Source organism: Devosia limi DSM 17137, assembly GCF_900128975.1.
GTDB classification, from domain to species: Bacteria; Pseudomonadota; Alphaproteobacteria; order Rhizobiales; family Devosiaceae; genus Devosia; species Devosia limi.
The window spans coordinates 133,741-156,536 of sequence record NZ_FQVC01000001.1; the positions used below are offsets into that span (position 1 = coordinate 133,741).

At 64.0% G+C, this 22,796-nt stretch carries 23 protein-coding genes; 11 read left to right on the forward strand and 12 right to left on the reverse strand.

All coding sequences use genetic code 11. The annotated features are described in order from the left end of the window. Positions 1-82: 82 nt before the first annotated feature. A complete protein-coding gene (locus BUA69_RS00630) occupies positions 83-466 on the reverse strand; it encodes a DUF488 domain-containing protein (RefSeq protein WP_046134386.1) in 384 nt (127 codons plus the stop codon). 222 nt (positions 467-688) lie between these two features. Between BUA69_RS00630 and BUA69_RS00635 the strand changes: the two genes are divergently transcribed. Continuing rightward, the gene (locus BUA69_RS00635; protein ID WP_046134387.1) at positions 689-1,072 is read left to right on the forward strand and encodes an MliC family protein; all 384 of its coding nucleotides are present in this window, start codon (positions 689-691) and stop codon (positions 1,070-1,072) included. A 46-nt stretch (positions 1,073-1,118) separates the two neighbouring features. Here the strand turns inward: BUA69_RS00635 and BUA69_RS00640 are convergent, their stop codons facing one another. The 4 genes from BUA69_RS00640 to BUA69_RS00655 all read right to left on the reverse strand — a co-directional run bounded on the left by BUA69_RS00640 (position 1,119) and on the right by BUA69_RS00655 (position 4,078). After that, the gene (locus BUA69_RS00640; protein ID WP_046134388.1) at positions 1,119-1,826 is read right to left on the reverse strand and encodes an exopolysaccharide biosynthesis protein; all 708 of its coding nucleotides are present in this window, start codon (positions 1,824-1,826) and stop codon (positions 1,119-1,121) included. A gap of 13 nt (positions 1,827-1,839) precedes the next feature. Next, positions 1,840-2,934: a helix-turn-helix domain-containing protein gene (locus BUA69_RS00645; RefSeq protein WP_052950418.1), complete on the reverse strand. Its 1,095-nt coding sequence runs from the start codon at positions 2,932-2,934 to the stop codon at positions 1,840-1,842. 396 nt (positions 2,935-3,330) lie between these two features. Beyond that, the gene (locus BUA69_RS20865; protein WP_046134389.1) at positions 3,331-3,636 is read right to left on the reverse strand and encodes an SH3 domain-containing protein; all 306 of its coding nucleotides are present in this window, start codon (positions 3,634-3,636) and stop codon (positions 3,331-3,333) included. Positions 3,637-3,697: 61 nt separating this feature from the next. After that, positions 3,698-4,078, reverse strand: a complete 381-nt coding sequence (locus tag BUA69_RS00655; protein ID WP_046134390.1) for an SHOCT domain-containing protein — start codon at positions 4,076-4,078, stop codon at positions 3,698-3,700. Between the two features lie 399 nt (positions 4,079-4,477). On the opposite strand from BUA69_RS00655, the gene BUA69_RS00660 reads away from it, so the two are divergent. The 3 genes from BUA69_RS00660 to nhaC all read left to right on the forward strand — a co-directional run bounded on the left by BUA69_RS00660 (position 4,478) and on the right by nhaC (position 8,795). Continuing rightward, the gene (locus tag BUA69_RS00660) at positions 4,478-5,911 is read left to right on the forward strand and encodes a basic amino acid/polyamine antiporter (RefSeq protein ID WP_046134391.1); all 1,434 of its coding nucleotides are present in this window, start codon (positions 4,478-4,480) and stop codon (positions 5,909-5,911) included. A gap of 11 nt (positions 5,912-5,922) precedes the next feature. Beyond that, positions 5,923-7,170 carry an arginine deiminase gene (arcA, locus tag BUA69_RS00665; RefSeq protein ID WP_046134392.1) on the forward strand — a complete coding sequence of 416 codons (1,248 nt, stop codon included), beginning with the start codon at positions 5,923-5,925 and terminating at the stop codon, positions 7,168-7,170. A 131-nt stretch (positions 7,171-7,301) separates the two neighbouring features. Continuing rightward, entirely contained in the window at positions 7,302-8,795 is a 1,494-nt protein-coding gene (gene nhaC / locus BUA69_RS00670; protein ID WP_046134393.1) for a Na+/H+ antiporter NhaC, read from the forward strand. 108 nt (positions 8,796-8,903) lie between these two features. On the opposite strand, the gene BUA69_RS00675 is transcribed toward nhaC, so the two are convergent. The 4 genes from BUA69_RS00675 to BUA69_RS00690 form a co-directional block, all read right to left on the reverse strand. Continuing rightward, positions 8,904-9,965: a 3-carboxy-cis,cis-muconate cycloisomerase gene (locus tag BUA69_RS00675; protein ID WP_046134394.1), complete on the reverse strand. Its 1,062-nt coding sequence runs from the start codon at positions 9,963-9,965 to the stop codon at positions 8,904-8,906. 66 nt (positions 9,966-10,031) lie between these two features. Continuing rightward, positions 10,032-11,237, reverse strand: a complete 1,206-nt coding sequence (pcaF, locus tag BUA69_RS00680) for a 3-oxoadipyl-CoA thiolase (RefSeq protein ID WP_046134395.1) — start codon at positions 11,235-11,237, stop codon at positions 10,032-10,034. 1 nt (position 11,238) lies between these two features. Next, on the reverse strand, positions 11,239-12,021 hold the full coding sequence (locus BUA69_RS00685) for a CoA-transferase subunit beta (RefSeq protein WP_046134396.1): 783 nt from the start codon (positions 12,019-12,021) through the stop codon (positions 11,239-11,241). A 133-nt stretch (positions 12,022-12,154) separates the two neighbouring features. Then, complete coding sequence (locus tag BUA69_RS00690; RefSeq protein ID WP_046134397.1) at positions 12,155-13,000, reverse strand: CoA transferase subunit A; 846 nt, start codon at positions 12,998-13,000, stop codon at positions 12,155-12,157. A gap of 135 nt (positions 13,001-13,135) precedes the next feature. Here BUA69_RS00690 and BUA69_RS00695 point away from each other — a divergent pair, with 135 nt between their 5' ends. From BUA69_RS00695 to cysW, 7 genes are all read left to right on the forward strand, one after another. Continuing rightward, a complete protein-coding gene (locus BUA69_RS00695) occupies positions 13,136-13,891 on the forward strand; it encodes an IclR family transcriptional regulator domain-containing protein (protein ID WP_046134398.1) in 756 nt (251 codons plus the stop codon). 70 nt (positions 13,892-13,961) lie between these two features. Then, entirely contained in the window at positions 13,962-14,657 is a 696-nt protein-coding gene (locus tag BUA69_RS00700; RefSeq protein ID WP_046134399.1) for an ArsR/SmtB family transcription factor, read from the forward strand. 71 nt (positions 14,658-14,728) lie between these two features. Next, positions 14,729-15,043, forward strand: a complete 315-nt coding sequence (locus BUA69_RS00705; protein WP_046134400.1) for an NIPSNAP family protein — start codon at positions 14,729-14,731, stop codon at positions 15,041-15,043. Continuing rightward, complete coding sequence (locus BUA69_RS00710; RefSeq protein ID WP_046134401.1) at positions 15,040-15,390, forward strand: antibiotic biosynthesis monooxygenase family protein; 351 nt, start codon at positions 15,040-15,042, stop codon at positions 15,388-15,390. Before BUA69_RS00705 ends, BUA69_RS00710 begins: the two co-directional genes overlap by 4 nt. 195 nt (positions 15,391-15,585) lie before the next feature. Continuing rightward, a complete protein-coding gene (gene cysP / locus BUA69_RS00715; RefSeq protein ID WP_046134402.1) occupies positions 15,586-16,584 on the forward strand; it encodes a thiosulfate ABC transporter substrate-binding protein CysP in 999 nt (332 codons plus the stop codon). A gap of 67 nt (positions 16,585-16,651) precedes the next feature. After that, on the forward strand, positions 16,652-17,497 hold the full coding sequence (cysT, locus tag BUA69_RS00720) for a sulfate ABC transporter permease subunit CysT (protein WP_046134403.1): 846 nt from the start codon (positions 16,652-16,654) through the stop codon (positions 17,495-17,497). Position 17,498: 1 nt separating this feature from the next. Further along, positions 17,499-18,320: a sulfate ABC transporter permease subunit CysW gene (gene cysW / locus BUA69_RS00725; RefSeq protein ID WP_046134404.1), complete on the forward strand. Its 822-nt coding sequence runs from the start codon at positions 17,499-17,501 to the stop codon at positions 18,318-18,320. A 1,124-nt stretch (positions 18,321-19,444) separates the two neighbouring features. On the opposite strand, the gene BUA69_RS00730 is transcribed toward cysW, so the two are convergent. From BUA69_RS00730 to BUA69_RS00740, 3 genes are all read right to left on the reverse strand, one after another. Then, a complete protein-coding gene (locus BUA69_RS00730; RefSeq protein ID WP_046133524.1) occupies positions 19,445-20,269 on the reverse strand; it encodes an HpcH/HpaI aldolase/citrate lyase family protein in 825 nt (274 codons plus the stop codon). Further along, positions 20,266-21,483 (reverse strand): CaiB/BaiF CoA transferase family protein, encoded by a 1,218-nt coding sequence (locus BUA69_RS00735; RefSeq protein WP_046133525.1) that lies wholly within the window; start codon positions 21,481-21,483, stop codon positions 20,266-20,268. The genes BUA69_RS00730 and BUA69_RS00735 overlap by 4 nt, the downstream gene beginning before the upstream one ends. Before the next feature lie 198 nt (positions 21,484-21,681). Continuing rightward, complete coding sequence (locus BUA69_RS00740; RefSeq protein WP_046133526.1) at positions 21,682-22,740, reverse strand: ABC transporter ATP-binding protein; 1,059 nt, start codon at positions 22,738-22,740, stop codon at positions 21,682-21,684. Between the last annotated feature and the right edge of the window lie 56 nt (positions 22,741-22,796).

The window sequence follows — 22,796 nt, forward strand, 5'->3', positions numbered from 1 at the left end:
TTCCTTTCACTGGCCTTGATCGAATACAGCGCCACCGGCCAGCCGGCGCCACGGCCACAATAGCCGCAAAATGCCGGACCCGTCAGCCTGTCGGCAACGTGTCTTCCGGCGGTTGATCGAGAAATTCCAGCAGGATCAGCGCATGGTTATGCGCCGCGTCACGCGCCGCATAGAGCAGCGTCACCCTGCCCTTGCCGGCCAGCTGCCGCAAGCGGGCGACAGCATCGGGGTTGGCCTGCAATTCCGCGCGGTAGCGGCGGCGGACTTCTTCCCAGCGCGCCGGATCATGGGCAAACCACTGGCGCAGTTCAGTGCTGGGCGCGATGTCCTTGAACCACAGATCGACATGGGCTTCGGCCTTGCTGACGCCGCGCGGCCAGAGCCGGTCGATGAGCACGCGCTGCCCGTCTTCGGGCGAGACCGGCTCATAGATGCGCTTACTGACAATATCCGGCTGCGAAGCCATCCGGTTCTCCTCCGGTTGCAACAGCTTATGCCAAGCCCAGGGCGCTGACTGCAACATCCGTTTGGAAAGATCGTGCAGGCAAAAGTCAGAGATGGCCCTGGCCGTCACACCCGACAGGTACCGCAGCACAGTTTGGGACCTGGTGCCAACAGCCGGGATGCACCACCCATCGCAAAGCTGGATTGTCTCGGCTAAGCTTGCCGCAGTTTGGAGACCAGCCTCATGACCCGACTGACGATCCCCGCCTCAATCGCCCTGATCCTGGCGCTTGGCACTGCCTCTGCCCATGCCGATGGCATGGATCCGCTGCCCTTGCCTGGCGAAAGCGCCACCTATACCTGCGAAAGCGGCGCCACAATTGTCGCCCATTACGATGTCAGCGACCCCATGGCCCCCACGGCCCGTCTGGAATATGCCGGCGCGGTGTTTGACATGTTCAACGTGATATCGGCCTCGGGCGCCCGCTTCTCGACCGAGGCCGGCCTCAAGCCCGACCATGGCCTGCAATGGTGGACGCATGGCGACGAGGCGATCATGAGCGAAATGCTGATGGACCATACGGCCGCCAGCCCCACCGTGATCGAGACCTGCACGCTGGCGTCCTGAGCAAACTTGCCTGGCGCACCACTCGGCGCCGGGGTTCTGCCTGCGATCAGTGCAGCAACTCGTCGATCTCCTCGACTATGACTTCGCCGACCACGAACACCAGGACGAAGGCCAGCCAGATACAGGTGGCCAGTACGGCCAGGCCAAACACTCCCACAATCGCGCCCGCAATGGCGGCCACGCCATCGCGGTTGAGCACCGCGACACAGACGATCGCCATGCCGATAGACGGCAGGGTATTGGTGAAGGGAATGGGCACCAGCATGCCTGCCCCCATGACGATGCCGAAAAAGCCGATGATCGGCGTTGCTGCGGCGCCCGTCAGGAAGGCCAGTCGCGGCGTCGAAAACTTGGCGACGATCTTGGTAAAGCGCTGCATCATCCCCAGCACCTTGAGCAGCAGCTTGAGCGGCAACTGGCGATTACCGAAGAAGTCCCAGAGACGCATCTGCACCCCGCTCACCATCATGATCGAGAAGGCGATGATCGCCAGTCCGATGACGACGCTGTAGCCCGGCGGTCCCGGCAACAGGTTGAGCAGCGAAAAGATCAGGATCGCCAGGGCGTGCGAGCCCGGGCCGATCAGCTCGATCAGGCTGTTACAGGTGAGCTTGGCATCCGGGGTTTCCGACAGGATGCGCAGCCGCTCGACCACATCGGCGACCACGCGCTCGATTGGCTCCAGATTGTCGTCCGCCGGACCCGGTGTCGGCTGGGCCGCGCCTGGGGGCGCGCCACTGCTGGCGTCGTTCATGGACTGGTTTCTTTCATTTCACCCAATGGGTCGCCGCAACGGGCGCAGTCGCCGCATTGGGGAGCGGAATTTTGGTCAGGGACACTTCGGGACGAGCCATCGCCCCGGTCGGCTCCGGGCTCTGCAGACGCTCCATCAGACTGCCAAACAGGCCGCCGCGCGGGGTGGCAAATGGCACCATTTCCGCCCTGGGACGTGGCATTGCGTCGTTGCGGGCGTCACGCGGCCGGTAGCCGAATTCGCGTTTGAAGGCGCGGCTGAACTCGGCCGCATCCACAAAACCCCGTTCAGCGGCGATATCGGCGATGCGGCGATCGTCATTGGCATCGCAGAGCGCTACATGCGCATCCAGCAGGCGCCGACACCGAATATAGCGCACCACGCCACCCAGCGGCTCGAACAGCCGGTACAGCCGCGAGCGCGAAACGCCGAGCTGGCGGCACAACTCATCGGCCCCCAGCGCTGGCGACAGCAGATTCTCCTGGATCAACTGCTTGGCCCGTTCCAGCAAGGTTGCCTCAATGGGGCGCTGAGCCTCCATCAGGCGGTCGGGATCGGCCGTGATGCAGGCCAGCACCATAGCCCTGGTCGCCGCCAGCAGGCTGGGCAGTTCCGCCTCGGTCAGCATCGGCAGGCGGCGGTCGAGATCGAGCATGTAGTCGGCCAGCAATTGGCCAAGGCCGCTGGTCAGCTGCGTATTGATCACCGCGTCCAGCGTTGCCGCCGCATCGCGACAGAAGTCGCGCGGCAGGAACAGGATCAACGCATCGAGATTGGCAGTTGAGCCCTGAAAAGTGTCGCGGAGCGAGCCGACACTCAATCGGCGCGCCGCGCTGGTACTGCGCCAGGCCCGCCCCCCGGGGCGCAAGGTGCTGTTACCGCTGCGGGCAAAGGTCAGAAACCAGTGGTCAATGGGATTGGCCCGCAAGTGATGGGCGGTCCTTGCATAGGCGATTGCAGGACTGCGGCCATGCATGAAGGCGACGCTGCCGAGGTCCCAGATTTCGAGATCGGCGATAAAGCCGGGCGGGGACGCCGTCGCTGGAAGAATATCGACATAGGGCGCGGCCAGGTCGCGCCACGCCGCGAACTGACAGAGTTCTGGCAAGTGCCTTGTACTAAGGCTCATACTAGCGATTTGCGGCGACCCGCCCGGCGCTCTGGCCAGCGGCTCCGTCAACAGTCTGTGCAAGGTCCGACGCTCCCACGCACTGCAGTGTTTGTTCCGTTTTCGCCGCATAATTGCGACGCTCAGGCCATGTCTGCTCCGGATCGCTCTAGATAAGAAGACGAGATCGCCCTCAATTCGGGGCTATAGAGAGCTAAGCACCAAGTGACGCCAACGTCGAGATGCAAGAAAACCTCTATGTTAATTGCTCATGAACTATCGACATCGATTGCGCAGCCGCCAATTGGTCTCGCTGTGCACTGAAAATAGCTGATCGAGATGGTTTCGCCCGCAGCGGCACAGCCCAATTGCTGCCCGCTCCGCCGCTGCTCTGGCCTAGCGCAGGATCAGGCGCTTGAGGAACTGCTGGGCAACCCAGCCGGATGGGCCGTCCTGATCGACAAGACAGAAATCGCTGTTGCAGCGGACGATCTGCACCTGTGCCCCGCGCGGCAGCACGTCGACGACCGGAAACCTCATGCCGGCTCCCTTGCGGACATTGACGATGTCGGTGGTTACGGCAAGGTTGGCATTGCCGCCGGCCATCGCGCGGTCCTGCTGCATCTGCGCAAAGGCGGGGCCAGACAGGCTGGCCAGGGCGAGAGCCACCATCGTGGCCCGGTATGCGAAGCGTTTCGACATGAAAATCTCCCTCATAATCAGACTGCGGGCGCGCTGGTTATCCGCACGCCCGCAGGTTCGGTTAGGCGAGTGCCTTGGACTTGAGCTTGGCGAACTCGTCCTGGCTGATGGTGCCCGCATCAAGCAGCGCCTTGGCGCTGGCAATCTGCTCGGCCGGCGAACCACCGGCGACATTGCGGATATAGGCATCGGCCTCGGAGCGCATGGCCTGAGCCTGCTCGACCTGGCGCTGGTGCATTCCACCACCACGGACGATGAGGTAGATCAGCGCCGTCAACATGGGCAGCACGAGTAGGGCGATAACCCAGATAGCCTTGGCGAAGCCGCCGATCGAGCGATCACGGAACAGATCGGCGATGATCTGGAACAGCACCATGAGGTAGGCAAGCAGGAAGAACGACCAGACGATCAGCCACAAGAATTCCCAGAAATTCGAACTCATCAGAAGACTCCCAAATTGACGCTGCCGCTCGCGGCCCAGCCCATCAAAAATTACTCTCTTGCCGTCCTGCGCCAACTTCGGCTGATCGCTTACCGACGCCGGACGACTTTGCACGCCTCGCGACAGGCGCGGCCGAAACTAACTCGTTCAGCAGATGAGAGTATAGCGCGTTCCGATTTTGCGACGATTGACCAAGCATCCCAATAACACGCAGATCATCCCAATCTTGCCCTGGGCGGAATAGTTGCGCGTCGGGTTCCGCCTCGTCGCAGTTGGGACACAATGCATAAAAGCGGGACGCGTAACCATTTGCCGGGCTGCGCGAAGGGTCTACCCCTATTGGATGCCAAACTATTGGCAATGCAGATGGATTGCCGTCTGTCTTGCGGGGGATCGTTCATGGCCACGCCTACAACACAGAAACTGTCGCTGTTTGCCCTGACCGCCATGGTGGTGGGCTCCATGGTTGGAGCGGGCATTTTCAACCTTCCGAGCCGCTTTGGAACGGCAACCGGCCCGTTCGGCGCGATCATCGCCTGGCTTATCGCCGGCACCGGCATGTATATGCTGGCCCGCGTGTTCCAGTCGCTCGCGGAGCGGCGCCCCGACATCGACTCCGGTGTCTTCGCCTATGCCAAGGCGGGCTTCGGCGACTATATGGGGTTCCTGTCGGCTTTCGGGTACTGGCTCGGCTCCTGCCTCGGCAACGTCTTCTACTGGGTGCTGATCGGCTCGACGCTGGGGCGCTTCTTCCCCGAAGTGTTCGGTGACGGCAGCACCATCGTCGCCATCGTGGTCTCCCTGCTCGGCATCTGGACTTTCCATTTCCTGATCCTGCGCGGCGTCGAGCAGGCCACTTTCATCAACATGGTCGTGACCATCGCCAAGATCGTGCCGCTGGTGGTGGCGATCCTGCTGATGGTCTTCGCCTTCAATTTCCAGCAGTTCTCCGAGAACTTCTTCGGCGGACTCGACATGCCCGAGAAGAGTCTGATCGCCCAGATCCGCGATACGATGCTGATCACGGTCTTCGTCTTCCTCGGCATAGAAGGCGCCAGCGTCTATTCACGCTTCGCCAAGGAGCGCGCTGATGTCGGCAGGGCAACCATCCTCGGCTTCGTCGCCGTAACCGGCCTGATGGTGGCGGTGACCCTGCTGCCCTATGCCAATATGGCCCGCGCCGACATTGCCGCCATGCAGCAGCCATCGCTGGCGGGCGCGCTGGAGGCGGTGGTCGGCCCGTGGGGCGCGGTGTTCATCTCCATCGGCGTGCTGGTCTCGGTGCTGGGCGCCTATCTCGCCTGGTCGCTGATCTGCGCCGAAGTGCTGTATGCTGCCGCCAAGTCTTCGGACATGCCCAAGCTCTTTGCGACCCAGAACGGCAATCGCGTTCCAGCCAATGCGCTCTGGGCCACCAACATCGTTGTCTCGCTGTTCATCATCTCGACCTACTGGTCGGCCGACGCCTTCAACTTCATGCTCGACATGACCAGCGTCACCTCTTTGCTGCCTTACCTGCTGGTTGCTGGTTACGGCGTGCTGCTGGCCCGCAGCGGCAATGGTTATGAAGACGTGCCCCAGGCGCGCGTCCGCGACATGATCTTCGCCTCGATCGCCGTCATCTACACCCTGTTCATGTTCATCGCCGCCGGCCTGCAATTCGTGCTGATGGTCATGGTGCTCTTTGTCCCCGGAACCCTGCTTTATGTCTGGGCGCGGCGCGAGCAGGGCAAACTGCTGTTTACCCCGGTGGAATGGATCATCTTCGGCATCACCGTCGCCGGGTGCGTTGCCGGTCTTGCTGGTCTGCTCACCGGCTACTTCCAGATCTAGGAGAAAATACCATGGTAGACGCAACAACTCCCTTTGGCGTGCATTCCGAAGTCGGCCAATTGCGCAAGGTGCTGGTCTGCGCCCCCGGCCGGGCCCACCAGCGGCTGACACCATCCAATTGCGATGACTTGCTGTTCGATGACGTGATGTGGGTCGAAAACGCCAAGCGCGACCATTTCGACTTCATGACCAAGATGCGCGACCGCGGCATCGAAGTCCTCGAGATGCACAATCTGCTGGCCGAAACGGTGGCCATTCCGGACGCCAAGGCCTGGATTCTCGACAATCAGGTGGTGCCCGATCAGGTCGGCCTTGGCCTCGTCAATGAAGTGCGCTCGTATCTCGAGGGCCTGTCGCATCGCGAACTGGCCGAGACGCTGATCGGCGGCCTCTCCACTCATGAGTTTCCCGACACCCATGGCGGGGAAATGATGCAGCTGGTGCGCGACGCCGCCGGCGTCAACGAGTACCTGCTGCCGCCGCTGCCCAATACACTCTACACGCGCGATACCACCTGCTGGATCTATGGCGGCGTGACGCTCAACCCGCTGTACTGGCCGGCCCGTCACGAGGAAACCATCCTCACCACCGCCATCTACAAGTTCCATCCGGACTTCGCCGGCAAGGTCAATGTCTGGTACGGCGATCCCCTCAAGGACCATGGCCTCGCCACCCTTGAAGGCGGCGACGTCATGCCGATCGGCAAGGGCAATGTGCTGATCGGCATGAGCGAGCGCACCTCGCGCCAGGCCATCAGCCAGCTGGCGGCCGAACTGTTCGCCAGGGGCGCGGCCGAACGCGTCATCGTGGCGGCCATGCCCAAGCTGCGTGCCGCAATGCACCTCGATACGGTCTTTACCTTCGCGGATCGCGACGTCGTGCTGCTCTACCCCGATATCGTCAACTCGATCCAGGCGTTCTCCTACCGCCCCGATGGCAATGGCGGGCTCGAACTGCACAAGGACAAGGGCTCGTTCGTCGACGTGGTGGGCCAATCGCTCGGCTACAAGAAACTGCGCGTGGTCGAGACGGGCGGCAACGCCTATATGCGCGAGCGCACCCAGTGGGATAGCGGCGCCAACCTGGTCTGCGCGGCGCCCGGCGTGGTCTATGCCTATGACCGCAACACCTACACCAACACCCTGCTGCGCAAGGAAGGCGTCGAGGTCATCACCATTACCGGTGCCGAGCTTGGCCGCGGTCGTGGCGGCGGCCACTGCATGACCTGCCCGATCATTCGCGACGCCGTCGACTTCTAGAGTATCGTTGCGGGCGGTGGCCTGGCCACCGCCCCTGCCCTGTCTGCCCCACGGTTCGGTTCAACGATGGCGTGGCTTTAGCGCAGGCACATCACCGCCTCGCGCGCCCGCCGAAACGCAAAGGCGCGATCATGAGCGACACGACCCCTCCTCCCCGCTCGATCAAGGAGCCTTCCTATTTCGACGCCCTGGCGCCGCTCGTGGTGCTGGCGCTGCTGATCGGTGGCGCCGTAACCCTGTTCGGGCTGGATGCCATGGAGGGACCGTTGCAGGTCGGCATCATGGTCGCGGCGATGGTGACGGCGGCCATCGTGCTGAAGAACGGCCATCCCTGGGACGCCATCGCTGAATCGGGACGCCGCGGCGTTTCATCGGTGGTCTCTGCCATTTTCATTCTGTTCGCCGTCGGCGCCCTTATCGGCACCTGGAACATGTCGGGCACGATCCCAACCATGGTCTATTACGGCATCCAGCTGATCAATCCGGACTGGTTCTACCTGGCCACAGTGGTCATCTGTGCCGTTATCTCGCTCGGCATCGGCAGTTCCTGGACCACCGCCGGCACGATCGGCGTGGGCCTCGTCGGCCTGGCGCTGATGGTCGGTGTTTCCCCGGTCATCACCGCCGGGGCGGTCATCTCGGGCGCCTATGTCGGCGACAAGCTGTCGCCCCTGTCGGAAACCACCATCCTCACCGCCCAGATCACCGGCAATGACATCCATACCCATCTGCGCGCCCAGGTCTGGACCACGATACCCGCCTTCATCATTTCGATGATCGTCTTCACCGCGTTCGGTGTTTTCGATGGCACCAGCGGCCTGGGCGAAGCCGTGGTCAATTCCGAGCTGTCCGCGCTCAACCAGCTGTTCTGGATCACGCCGCTCAACCTGATCCCATTGGCGCTGCTTATCGGACTATCGGTCTTCAAGGTGCCGCCCGTGCTGGCGATCATGGCCTCGGCGCTGGTCGCCGGCATCCTTGCGTGTTTCCTGCAGCCCGATGCCGTGCTGCGTTTCGTCGATGATCCGACGCTGACCGCTCCCGCCAATTTCATCAAGGGCATCTGGCAGGTAATGGCGACAGGGTACTATTCCGCCTCGGGCATTCCACCGGTGGATAGTCTGCTGTCGCGCGGCGGCATGGACAGCATGCTCTTCACCGTCTGGTTGATCCTGGGCGCGCTGGTGTTCGGCACGCTGCTCGACGAATTCGGCCTCTTGTCCAAGCTGGTGACGCCAATCCTCTTGCGCGCCAAGACCACGGGCAGCCTGATCGGCACCGTGGTGGCAACGGCGCTCGGCCTCAACATCGTGGCCGGTGACCAATATGTGGCGCTGGTCCTGCCCGCCCGGCTGTTCCGCGTCGAATTTGAAAAACGTGGCTTGGCGACCACCAACCTGTCGCGCACCGTGGCCGATGCGGGCACCGTCACCTCCCCGCTGGTGCCCTGGAATTCCTGCGGCGCCTATATGGCGGCAGTGCTTGGCGTGCCGACCCTGCTCTACATGCCCTACGCCATCTTCAACATCGCCAGCCCACTGCTGACGCTGCTCTATGGCATTACCGGCTTCAAGGTGGTCCGCGTGGATCCGATCATTCCGGAAGACACGCCGCTCAAGGCATAGTCCATGCAGCCCGATTGATCACGCAGGCCACCCACCAAAAATCTTATCCCGGCGCAGGCCGGGATCCATCCGGAAGGCCATCGGCCCCCACACAATTGGGGAAACTGCCTATCCAGTGCGGCTTTGATCCTCAAACCCAATCTGCCCCACCAGGTCATTGGCCAGCCGCAGGCTCGCCCCGGTCGTCTGCAATATCTGCGGCAGCGCCAGCCATTCCAGCGTCCAGGCCGCGCCGGAGCGTTCGTTCTCATGCACCAGCGCCTGATGCAGCGTTCCCACCAGCCCGGCATTGTAGCGGGCCAGGCTCACCAGCACTTCCGCATTCACCGGATTGGACTTGTGCGCCATGGCCGAGGACGTGCCGCCTCCGGCCAGCCGGATCGCCCCGACCTCGTTCTGCGCCAAAAGGGCCACATCCGCCCCGAACTTGCCCAGCGCACCGGTGATCAGCGACAGCAGCGAGGCGAACCCCACCAGCGGGTCGCGGCTCGCATGCCAGGGCTCGGCCAACCCAAGATCGAGCCGCTCCGCCAGATAGCGCGCGACCGCATCGCCCTTGTCGCCAAAGCTCGAACGGTCGCCAATCGGCCCGCCCAGCTGAATCACCAGCAATTGCCGCCGGCTCGCGGTCAGCGCTGCCAGCAACCGCTCCAATGGCTCGGTCCAGGTGCGAATCTTGGCCGCGACAGTAAATTTCAGCGCCTGCTGCATGCGCGTATGCGCCATCAGCGACAGCGCCCCATCGCGCGCCGACAGCGCCGCCAAGGCAGCCTGCAGCGCCACCAGACGCTCCTCGTAGATCGGGATAATCTGCGCCAGCCGCAGGATCAGCGCCGTGTCGATGGCGTCCTGGCTCGTCGCGCCCTTGTGCACCTGCACCCCATGCGGCTCGCCCACCGCATTGCGCAATTGGCGCACCAGCGCCGGGATGACGACCCCATCCCTTGCCATGCCGCGCGCCAGATCGGCCCAATCGGGGGTAAATCCGGCAATAGCCGCGATGATGGCCTGCGCCGCGTCCGCCTCGATCAGCCCGGCATCGGCCTCCGCTTCGGCCAGCGCCCCCTCGAAGCGCAGCATTGCCGCAAGATCGGCGGCATCGCTCAAATGCTCGGCCACGGCCGGATCGCCGACAAGGGATTGCAGCAGGCTTGGCTTCGTTTCGGTCATAGGATCATTCCGGCATGGCGACGACACAAAGGTTACACCGGCTGGCGCCGTGATGCACTGCTGCCGCTAAACCCGTTCCAGCGCCACCGCGATTCCCTGCCCGACGCCGATGCACATCGTCGCCAGCGCCAGCTGCTTGCCGGTCAGCGACAATTCCAGCGCCGCCGTGCCCGCGATCCGCGCCCCCGACATGCCCAGCGGATGACCCAGCGCAATCGCCCCACCATTCGGATTGACGTATTCCGCGTCCTCGGGGATCCCCAGATCGCGCAACACGGCAATGCCTTGGCTGGCAAAGGCCTCGTTGAGTTCGACAATGTCGAAATCGGCTGGCGTCAGCCCCAGCCGCGCGCAGAGCTTGCGGGTCGCATTGATCGGCCCGACGCCCATGATGCGCGGCGGTACACCGGCCACCGCGCCACCGACAATGCGCGCAATCGGCGTCAGCCCATATTTGCGCGCCGCCGCTTCCGAGGCAATGATCAGCGCCGCCGCGCCATCATTGACGCCCGAGGCATTGCCGGCAGTCACTGTGCCGTCCTTCCTGAACGGCGTGCCCAGCTTGGCCAGCGCCTCCAGCGTGGTGTCGCCGCGCGGATGTTCGTCGGTATCGACCACAAGCGCATCGCCCTTCCGGCGCGGAATGGTCACTGCCACGATCTCGCGCGCCAGCCGTCCATTGGCCTGCGCCGCCGCCGCCTTGTGCTGGCTGCGCAGCGCAAACGCGTCCTGATCGGCCCGCGAAATATTGTAGTCGGCAGCGACGTTCTCGCCAGTTTCCGGCATGGAATCAACGCCGTATTGCGCCTTCATCAGCGGATTGACGAAGCGCCAGCCGATGGTGGTGTCATAGATTTCGGCATTGCGGGAAAAGGCCGTGTCCGCCTTGGGCATAACAAACGGCGCGCGGCTCATCGATTCCGTGCCCCCGGCGATATAGAGCTCGCCCTCACCCGCCTTGATGGCGCGGGCGGCGGTGATCACCGCATCCATGCCCGAGCCACAGAGCCGGTTGATGGTGGTGCCCGGCACGCCGACTGGTAGCCCCGCCAGCAACAGGCTCATCCGCGCGACATTGCGGTTGTCTTCGCCCGCCTGATTGGCATTGCCGAAGATGACATCATCCACGGCCTCCCAATCGACGCCCGTGTGCTGCTCCATCAGCGCCCGCAGCGGAACAGCGCCGAGATCATCGGGACGCACCGAGGACAGCGCGCCGCCAAAGCGGCCGATGGGGGTGCGCTGGTAAGCACAGATGAACGCCTCAGCCATTTCAGTTCCCCTTCTTGCTGCCGCCATGGGCAGCGGCGGTGCGGGCCTGCAGGTCGCGCAGCGTGGTCAGTTCGAGTTCGGTAGGCGGTGGCGTCTGCTCCAGATCGTCGGCAAAGCGCACCGTCCAGCCACAGGTTTCCTGCACCATGTCGCGGGTCACACCCTGATGCAGCGAGACCACGGTGAATTCCTTGCTCACCGGATCCGGCCGCCAAATGGCCAGGTCGGTAATCAGCAGCGTCGGCCCCTTGGTGGTAATGCCCAGCCGCGCGCGGTGATCGCCGCCATCGCCATGGCCAAACGAGGTGTAGAAGTCGATCTTCTCCACCATCGAGCGCGTCGCCTGCTTCAGCGTGATATAAATCTCGCCGCAGGACGTGGCGATCTCGGGCGCGCCGCCACCGCCGGGCAGCCGCACCTTGGGGTGGTGATAATCGCCAATCACCGTGGTGTTGATATTGCCGAACTTGTCGAGCTGCGCCGCGCCCAGAAAGCCGATGGAAATGCGCCCGCCCTGCAGCCAGTAGCGGAACATTTCCGGCACCGCGACAGTCGATACTGCGGTCTCGCACAGCTCGCCATCGCCGATGGAAAGCGGCAGCACATCCGGCGCGGTGCCGATCGTGCCGCTTTCATAGATCAGCGTGATATCGGGCGCATGGGTCAGCCGCGCCACATTGCAGGCCGCCGATGGGGCGCCGATGCCGACAAAGCACACATCCCTCGATGTCAGCTGCCGCGCCGCCGCAATGGTCATCATTTCGGTCGGGGTGAAGTCAGTCATGCTGCGATCCTCCGAGGAAGTGCGACGCCAGGCGAAAAGGCATAGATGTCGAAATTGAAGCGAACACAATCCGCCCCCTCCCCCTCGAGGGGGAGGGATGGGGTGGGGGTGGGCAACACAGGCAACACCATGGTCAAAGCCCCTTCACCCGCTCGGCAAACACCTCTGGCGTTGCGTCGAGCACATGCTCCTGCATCCAGGCCGTGAACAGTTCCCGATCCGCCGAAATCTTGTCCCAGTCGAGATAGGTGGCATTATCGCGCGCGTAATAGCCGTGGGTGTAGCTTGGATGCGCCCCGCCCGGCACCACCGCGATGGCACTGACCGTCCAATGCGGCAGGATGCAGAGATTGGGGTGCAGATCCTTGAAGTCGGGCACCACTTCCTCGACCGTCACCACCACGCGCTTGGCCGCCAGCGCCGCTTCCTTCTGCACGCCAATGATGCCCTCGATCAGCACATCGCCCTTGGCATTGGCCTTTTGCGCATGGATGAAGGTGACGTCCGCTCGGTGCGCCGGAATGGCCGCCAGTTCCTCGCCGGTGAACGGGCAAATGACCGATTTGATATCGGGATTGACCGCCTTGAGCCCGGCGCCCTTATAGCCCCGGAATACCGCCACCGGCAGGCCCGCCGCCCCCGCTTCATAGGCATTGGCCATGGCAGCGTGGGAGTGTTCTACGGTTTCGATGGCGCGCGGATACTGGTTTTCGATGGCATCGCGCATCCGGCGCAGCAGGCCCACGCCGGGATTGCCGGCATAGGAAAACACCACCTTCTTGGCCAGCCCCATGCCGATCATCTGGTCATAGACAATGTCGGGCGTCATGCGGATCAGCGTCAGGTCCGTGATGCCCTGGCGGATCGCCTCATGCGCGGCAGCGTGGGGAATGAGATGGGTGAAGCCCTCGAAGGCGACGGTGTCGCCATGTTTGAGATTGTCCCGCACCGCATCGGCGAGTGACTGGAATTGGGCCATCGCATCCTCCTTTGATGGCGCCAATCAATACCCCGCTTCGTCGGCGAGCAATCAAATTGTGCGAATACCGCACTTTGTTCGCTTATCGCACAAACCAATATGCTAATGTCGGCTCCATAGGTGACGGAGGCAGCGATGCGCGAAGGCGACATCATTCACGGATTGGCCAAGGGCCTGGCAGTGATCGAGGTGTTCGACGCCGCCCATGCGCGGCTGTCCATCACCGACGTGGCAGCGTTGACCGGGCTGGAGCGGGCGACCGCCCGGCGGTGCCTGCTGACCCTCACCAGCCTTGGCTATGCCAGTTATGACGGCAAGTTCTTCATGCTGACGCCGCGCGTCCTGCGGCTGGGTCATTCCTATCTGGCGGCAACGCCCCTGCCCGGCATCATCCAGCCCGTGCTCGAACGCCTCACCGCCGCCACCGGTGAAAGCGCCTCGGCCTCGGTGCTCGATGGCACCGATATTCTCTACATTGCCCGCGCCTCGCTCCGCCGCGTCATGTCGATCAATCTCAGCCCCGGCACCCGCCTGCCCGCCTATTGCTCGTCGATGGGCCGCGTGCTGCTGGCCGCCATGCCAGCAGCCGCCGCGCGCAGCGTCCTCGAGCGCTCGGCACTATTGGCCAACACGCCCAAGACCAGGACCGATATCGGCGCCTTGATGGACGAGCTCGCTGTCGTGGGGCGGCAGGGCTACGCGGTGATTGATGAGGAACTGGAACTGGGGCTCCGCTCCATCGCCGTGCCGCTGCTCAACGCTCGCGGGGAAACAATTGCCGCGCTCAATATCGGCGCCCAGGCCGCCCGCATCGGCGTCGATGCCATGGTGGCGCACTATCTGCCGCAGATGCGCGCCGCGCAGGCGGAATTGCAGCCGCTGCTGCACTAGCGATGGTTCGGGCATGGCCGTAGCATCGCCGTCGTCCGCCGCGTCATGATCGCGGCAACAAGGAGCGCCCATGGCCTCGACCGCACAGTTTGCCGAGATCGCCAATCTGGCCGGAGACCCGGCTCGCGCCGCCATGCTCGATGCCCTGATGGACGGCCGCGCCCTGTCAGCGACCGAACTCGCCAATGTCGCCGGCATCACCCCGCAAACCGCCAGCGGCCACCTGGCCCAGTTGGCCAGTGCCGGCCTGATTCTGGTGCAGAAGCAGGGCCGCCATCGCTATCACCGGCTGGCCAATGCGCAGGTGGCCCAGATGGTCGAAGCCATCATGCAGGTCGCGTCCGGTCTCGGTCCGGCCCGCAAGCCGGTGCGCACCGGCCCCAAAGATGAGGCGCTGCGCACCGCGCGCACCTGCTACGACCACATTGCCGGTCGCCTCGGCGTCGCGCTGGCCGATGCGCTGGTCAGAGGCGGCCACGCCGAAATCAGCCGCGATGGCGCATTGATCACGCCCAAGGGGCTGGCCTTCCTCTCCGGCATGGGCATCGCCCTGACCACGCCACCCAGGAGCAAGCGCGTCCTCTGCCGCCCCTGCCTCGACTGGAGCGAGCGTCGCCCCGACCTGGCCGGCACCGTCGGCACCGCCCTCTGCCAGCACAGCCTCGCCTCCGGCTGGATCCGCCAATCCGAAGGCAGCCGCGCCCTCGCCATCACCCGCAAGGGCGAAGCCGCCTTCCGCGAGCATTTCGGCGTGGTGCTGGACTAGCCTCACTTCGGCCGCAACCGAAGCATCGCGCTGCTCTCACGTTGCAAGGTCAGGGCAACCCGGAGCCCTACATGACCATCACCGTTTTCATCCGCTACCAGATCGACCCATTCAAGCGTGCCGCGTTCGAGCAATATGCCCGCAACTGGCTCAGCATCATTCCCGCCTGTGGCGGTGACCTCATCGGCTATTGGCTGCCCCACGAAGGCACCAACAATATCGCCTTCGGCCTCATCTCCTTCGATAGCCTCGCCAGCTATGAGAGCTATCGGGCGCGCCTGCGCAGTGATCCCGCCAGTGTCGCCAATTTCGCGCTGGCGGAAGCCGGCCAGTTCATTCTCACCGAAGAGCGATCCTTCCTGCGCCAGGTGGAGCCCGCAACATGATCGCCGTCATCTTTGAAGTCCTCCCTGCCGCGGGCCAGCAGGACGCCTACCTGTCACACGCCGCTCTGCTCAAACCGCAACTGGAGCAGATCGAAGGCTTTATTTCCGTCGAGCGCTTCCAGAGCCTCAGCCAGCCCGGCAAGATCCTGTCGCTCTCGTTCTTCGAGGATGAGGCGGCCGTGGCCCGTTGGCGCAATCATGCCGGGCACCGTGCCACGCAAGCCGCAGGCCGGGATGGAGTCTTCGCCGATTACCGGCTGCGCGTCGCCGACGTGATGCGCGACTATGGCCTGGTTGCTCGCCGCGACCAGGCGCCGACCGACAGCCAGGCGGCCCACGGCCCATAATCGCCCCACCACATCGCACAGCGCCGGCGCAACTTTTTGCCGTGGGAATGCCGGGGCGAGCAACGGCATTGCGACGGAAGCGGAGAACGTAAATTAGTCATCCATTTCAATGGATTAGATTTGACGTTCCATAGCTGACTGTTACGCTGGAGCATCAAATTCGGCCTAGCGCCCGCCCCTGGAGATCGCCGCATCATGAAGAAGTTTCTCGCCGCAGCCATTGCGACGCTGGCTATGTCGGCCGGTCCCGCCATGGCGCAGCCGACCGATATTCTCAATGTCTCCTATGACATTGGCCGCGAGCTGTTCGAGGCGGTCAACGCGGCCTTCGTGCCGGCCTACAAGGCGTCGGCTGACGCAGAACTGACGGTCAACCAGTCCCATGCCGGCTCCTCGGCCCAGGCTCGCGCCATCCTCGAGGGCCTGCAGGCCGATCTCGTCACCTTCAATCAGGTGACCGATATCGACAAGCTGGCCGCGAGTGGCTTCGTCTCCGCCGAATGGCAGTCCGAATTCCCCAATAACGCTTCGCCCTATTATTCGCTGCCCGCATTCCTCGTGCGCGCCGGCAATCCCAAGGGCATTGCCGATTGGGGCGATCTGGCCCGCGACGACGTGCAGGTGATCTTCCCCAATCCCAAGACCTCGGGCAATGGCCGCTACACCTATCTGGCCGCCCGCGCCTGGGCCGGTGAAGAATTCGGGGGCGATGACGCCCAGGTCGAAGCTTTCCTGACCAAGCTGTTCGCCAACGTACCGGTGTTCGAAACCGGCGGCCGTGGCGCCACCACCGCCTTTGTCGAGCGCGAGCTGGGCGACGTGCTGATCACCTTCGAGGCCGAAGTGCAGGGGATCCGCAGGCAGCTGGGCACCGACAAGTATGACGCCGTGGTCCCCTCGGTCAGCCTCTATTCCGAATTCCCCGTCGCCATTGTCGACAAGGTCGCCGATGCCCGTGGCAGCCAGGACAGCGCCAAGGCCTATCTCGATTTCCTCTACACCCCCGAAGGCCAGGAAATCCTCGCCGCCCATTTCAACCGCGTCCATGACGAGACCGTCGCCGCCGCCCACGCCGCCGATTTCCCCGCGGTGCGCCTCGTGACCGTCGAAGACGCATTCGGCGGCTGGGCCAAGGTGTCCGAAGAGCATTTCGCCGATGGCGGCCTGCTCGATAAGGTCTTCCTCAACCAGTAAACTGCGCAAAAATGCCGACGAGCGGCGGAGCCATGGGGCTGCGCCGCTCCAGTCTTTCAGGAACAAGATGACGGCCCTCGCCCTCCCCCGCAAACGACACCTGCTGCCCGGGTTCGGGCTGACGCTTGGCGTCACCCTGCTCTATGTCGTCATCATCATCGTGCTGCCGGTCTCGGCCATGCTGTTCAAGACGGCCAGCCTGGGCTTTGACGAGTTCTGGCGCATCGTCACCTCCAATCGCTCGCTGGCGGCCTACCGGATCACCTTTGGTTCGGCTGCTGTCGCCACTGTTTTCAACGGCGCCTTCGGACTGCTGCTGGCCTGGGTCTTGGTGCGCTACGAGTTTCGCGGCAAGCGGGCGCTCGATGCCCTGGTCGACCTGCCGTTCGCGCTGCCCACCGCCGTCGCCGGCCTGACGCTGGTGACGCTCTTCGCCAAGAATGGCTGGTATGGCCAGTTCCTCGAGCCGCTCGGCATCAAGGTCAATTACACCCAGCTCGGCATCATCATCGCCATGGTCTTCACCTCGATCCCCTTCGTGGTGCGCACCGTCCAGCCGGTGCTCGAAGAGGTCGAGGCCGATATCGAGGAAGCCGCGATGACCCTGGGCGCCACGCCCTGGCAGGTGTTTTCCCGCGTTGTCTGGCCCGCCATCATGCCCGCCTTCATTACCGGCTGCGTGCTGTCCTTTGCCCGCAGCCTGGGTGAATTCGGCGCCGTGGTATTCATCGCCGGCAATCTGCCGGGGCTGACCGAAATCGTCTCGCTGCTGATCTATATCCGGCTGGACGAATACAATTATCCCGCCGCGGCCGGGCTCGCGACGGTGCTGCTGGCCACCGCCTTCTTCACCCTGTTCCTGACCAATTCGCTGCAGGCCTGGCACCTGCGCTACGCCGACAGGAAAAGCTGAGATGACCACGATCACCCGTCACCGCACCCGCAGCAGAGCCGAACGCGTCTTGATCGCCACGGCCCTTGCTGGCTCGGTCCTGATCCTCGTCGTGCCGCTATTGCTCATCTTTGCCACCGCCCTGCGCGAGGGCCTTGGCGCCTATTTCAGCAATATCTTCGAGCCCAATACGCTCCATGCCATTGGCCTCACCGTCTTGGCCTCGCTCGTCGTGGTGCCGATCAATGTGGTGTTCGGAGTTTGCGCTGCCTGGCTGGTGACGCGGTTCAAGTTTCCCGGCCGCCAGCTGCTGATCACCGTCATCGAAATCCCGTTCTCGGTCAGCCCGATTGTCGCCGGCGTCACCTATCTGTTTCTCTATGGCGGCCAGGGCCTGCTCGGCCCGGCCCTGCAGGGCGCCGGTATCCAGCTGATGTTCACCGTCACGGCAATTTTCCTCGTCAGCCTCTTCGTCACCGCGCCCTTCGTGGCGCGCGAACTGATCCCGCTGATGCAGCAGCAGGGCAGCGAGGACGAGGAAGCCTCGCTGTCGCTGGGCGCCAATGGCTGGCAGATGTTCTGGTATGTGACGCTGCCCAATATCCGCTGGGCACTGATCTATGGCGCGGTTTTGTGCAACGCCCGCGTCATGGGCGAGTTCGGCGCGGTGTCCGTCGTTTCCGGCTCGATCCGCGGCCAGACCAATACCCTGCCCTTGCAGATTTCGCTGCTGTTCAACGACTTCAACGTCACCGGCGCCTTTGCGGCGGCGTCAACGCTCGCCCTGATCGCCGTGGTCACGCTGGTGGTCAAGTCGGCGCTGGAAGCGCGGGGCTGGCGGTAGGGCCAGAACTGGAAATCTAGCGCGATGCGCCCACGCACCCTGCGTCACCCCGGCGCGCGCCCCGGGCACAGCCCTGGCTCCCCCCCCTTGAGGGGAGGGGTTGGGGGTGGGGGTGCTGCGATTTCCCATGCTCGGGGTTTGTGGAGGCCCCAGCACCCCCACCCTGGCCCTCCCCTCAAGGGGGAGGGAACGCAGACCGCAAGTGCGCCGCCAGACCGACCATTCTTGAGGCCCGACGCACGGAACCCACTCCCCACCCACGGAGTCATTCCCGCGCAGGCGGGAATCCATTCTTCCCTCGATAGGCCCCCAGAAAAACCCATCCATCCCCACCGTCATTGCCCGGCTCGTCCGGGCAATCCACCTGTCTTCCGCACAAAAAGCCGGGTGGTGACGACGTTCAGGTGGGAGCGCCCCACCGGGCAAGGGCCGCGATTCCAGCCGCAACACCCGCTGCGCCCAGGCCAGTTCTGCGGCATCCGGCGCAAACGCCGTATTCAGCAGCGGTATTACCGCCGGATGCCCGCAGCTGGCCCCCGTCGAACCCATGCAACCGACGAGAATCGCGCCCCGGGCACAGCCCTAGCTCCCCTCCCCCTTGAGGGGAGGGGTTGGGGGGGGGGGTGCTGCGATTTCCCATGCTCGGGGTTTGTGGAGGCCGCAGCACCCCCACCCTGGCCCTCCCCTCAAGGGGGAGGGAACGCAGACTGCAAGTGCGCCGCTAGAGCGACCATTCTCGAGGCCCGACGCACGGAACCCACTCCCCACCCACGGAGTCATTCCCGCGCAGGCGGGAATCCATTCTTCCCTCGACAGGCCCCCAGAAAAATCCATCCATCCCCGCCGTCATTGCCCGGCTCGTCCGGGCAATCCACCTGCCTGACCGCACGAAGCTGGACCACCCGGACAAGCCGGGTGGTGACGACGTTCAGGTATTTGTTTCATCAGAATTCAACGGGTTCCATCCACGGCGTTTAACCCACGGCATTCAAACCCACCGGGTCATTCCCGCGCAGGCGGGAATCCATTCTTGGACAATATGTGAGTCAGACGAATGGATTCCCGCCTGCGCGGGAATGACCCGGTGAACAATGACGAGAACGGAGGACCGAGTCCCCCGCCCGCTATTCCAGCCCCAACACCCGCCGCGCCCGCGCAATAATCGGCGCATCCACCATCTTGCCATCCACCACAAATGCGCCCGCCGCGCCCTCGGCCGCATCAACCACCCGCTGCGCCCAGGCCAGTTCTTCGGCATCCGGCGCAAACGCCGCATTCAGCAGCGGCACTACCGCCGGATGCACGCAGCTGGCCCCGTCGAACCCATGCAACCGTGCCTCACGCCCAGCCGCGACGATCCCCTCGTGGTCAGCATAATCCGCCGCCGACCGCAGCAGGCCAAACGACAGCAATCCTTCGGCCTTGGCCGCATAATGGATCAGCAATTTGGGAAACCGCAGCACCTCCGGCTCGGCCTGGGCGCCCAGTTCCAGCGCCAGGTCTTCGCCCCCGGCACTCAGCGCCATGACGCGTGGTGCCTTGGCGATGGCCCGGGCATCCAGCACCGCGCCGGGATCTTCGATCAGCGCCACAAACCGGGTCTCGTCCCGGCGCATTGGGACTTCGATCGTGTGCAGCCGCGCCGCCAGATCGGCAAAATCCTTGGGGTCGCGCGCCTTGGGCACATAAAGCCCATAGGCCCCTGCCCGGCAGGCCGCCTCGGCGTCGGCCAGCATCAGTTCCGGCTCGGCATTGATCCGCACGAATACCTTGGCGCCATTGCGCCCAACCGCCGGCACCGCCTCGGCCAATGCCGTCCGCGCGGCCAGCTTGTCGCCAGCCGCCACCGCATCTTCCAGGTCCAGGATCACCGCATCGGCACCGCGCTCATGCGCCTTGGCGATGAAGCGCGGGGAACTGGCTGGAACGTAAAGCAGCGAGCGGATCATGCTTGGTCTCCTCCTGCCTCCGCAGCGGCGATGGCTTCAGCGTCCAGTCCCGCTTCGGCCAGCACCTCGCGCGTGTGCTGGCCAATCGTGGGGGCCGGCAGCCGCCAGGTGCCCGGCGTCGCGGACATGCGGGGAACGATATTATGCATGGGCAGCGTGCCAAAGTCCGCATCATCGACATCGACGATGATTTCGCGCTCATCGAAATGCGGATCGGCCATGGCATCAGCGATATTGTAGATCGGCCCGACCGTAGCACCCGACTTGCGCATGATCTCGAGCGCTTCGGCGCTGTCGCGCTCGGCAAACCAGCCGCCGACCGCATCATCGACCAGCGTCCGGTTCCTGACCCGGTCGGAATTGGTGGCGAAACGCGGATCGCAGTTCATCTCGGGCCGCCCGATAATCTCGAATATCCGCTTGGCCACGGCCGGGGTCGAGCCGGACAGTGCCAGGAACTTGCCATCGGCGCAGCGATAGACATTGCGCGGCGAGGCAGTATTGGACGCGCTGCCGGCGCGCTGCTTGATCTTGCCGGTCACCGCATGGATGCCCGCCTCGGGTCCGAGGATCGAGAACATCGGCTCCAGCAGCGACAGGTCGATCACCTGCCCAGCGGCCCGGCCCTGCTGGCGGGCATAAAGCGCCATGGTGGTGGCCGAAGCGCCGTAAACGCCCGCGATCATGTCGGCCAGCGCCAGCGGCGGCAGCACCGGTTCCCGGTCGGGGAAACCGGTCCGGTCGGCAAAGCCGCTCATGCCCTCGATAATGGTGCCAAAGCCGGGCAATTGCGCATAAGGCCCGGTTTGGCCGAAGCCCGAGATCCGCACGATGATGAGAATGGGATTGCGCGCCAGCAGCGCCTCGGGCGCCAGCCCCATCTGTTCGAGCGTGCCCGGCCGGTAGTTCTCGATGAACACATCGGCGCCATCGATCATTGCCCACAGCGCATCCATGGCCGGCCCATGCCGCAGGTTCAGCGCCACCGAGCGCTTGTTGCGGCCATAGGTCTTCCAGAACAGCGAGTGGCCATCATCCTTCCAGTCGCGCAAGGGATCGCCGGCTGGCGGCTCCACCTTGATCACATCGGCGCCGAAATCGGCCAGCTGCAGGCTGAGCATATTGCCCGCCATCAACCGCGACAGATCCAGCACCCGAATGCCGGTGAGCGGCCCGGTTGCGGCGGGATTGAAATGCTTGGTGGTAAAGGTCATGTGATTTGCCTGGTTCTCAGCGGCTCGAAAGCCCCGATCTGGTTCCCTCCCCCTTGAGGGGAGGGTTAGGGTGGGGGTGCTGCGGTCCGAGTTGATCAGATCAGATGGAGTGCATTGAGAGCTCAGCACCCCCACCCCGGCCCTCCCCTCAAGGGGGAGGGAGCTGCACCCAGTTTAACCCCGACGATTGTCGGCAAATCACCGCAACCGCAGCCCCGTCGCCTTGTGGAACAGCAATAGCCGCGGTGGATCGATATGCAGGTGGATCTGCTGGTCCTGGGTCAGCAGATCATGATCGCGCACGACGATGGAAATGTCCTGCTCACCAATGCGGGCGAGAACCTCCTGAGCGTCGCCGGTCGGTTCAACCACGGTCACGGTCGCCGGCACGCCCGTCTGATCCAGCGTGATATGCTGCGGGCGCACCCCATAGACGATTTCGGTGCCCGCCGGGATGTCCAGTTCGCGGCCGAGCGGCAACCTGGCGCCATTGCGCAGGGCAACCTCGGTGCCGCCCTGATAGGTGGTCTCGAACAGGTTGATCTCGGGCGAGCCGATAAAGCTGGCGACGAACAGGTTGTCGGGATTGTTGTAAAGCTCCAGCGGCGCGCCGGCCTGCTCGATCTTGCCGCCATTCAGTACCACGATCTTGTCGGCCATGGTCATGGCCTCGGTCTGGTCGTGGGTCACGTAGATCGTGGTCTTGCCCAGGCGCTGGTGCAGCCGCTTGATCTCGCCGCGCATCTTGACCCGCAGCTTGGCGTCGAGATTGCTCAGCGGCTCGTCAAACAGGAAGGCCCGTGGATTGCGCACGATGGCGCGGCCCATGGCGACGCGCTGGCGCTGGCCGCCCGAAAGCTCGCGCGGCAGCCGGTCCAGCAGCTTTTCGAGGCCGAGAATCTCGGCGGCCTCGTCGACACGCTTCTTGATCTCGGCCTTGCTGGTGCCGGCAAGTTTGAGCGCGAAGCTCATATTGTCGGCCACCTTCATATGCGGATAGAGCGCGTAGCTCTGGAACACCATGGCCAGGTCGCGTTCCTTGGCCGGCATGTTGTTGACCACCTTGCCGCCGATGGTGATCTGGCCGGAGGTGATATCCTCCAGCCCGGCGATCATCCGCAGCAGAGTGGACTTGCCGCAGCCGGAAGGACCGACCAGCACCACGAACTCGCCATCGCCCATTTCGAGCGAAATGTCGTTCAGCACGATGACCTGGCCGTAGTTCTTGCCGACGTTTCTGAGTTCGATTTCAGACACTTTGGTCTCCTTCCTTACCTCTCCCCGCCGGGGAGAGGTCGGCCCGAGGGCCGGGT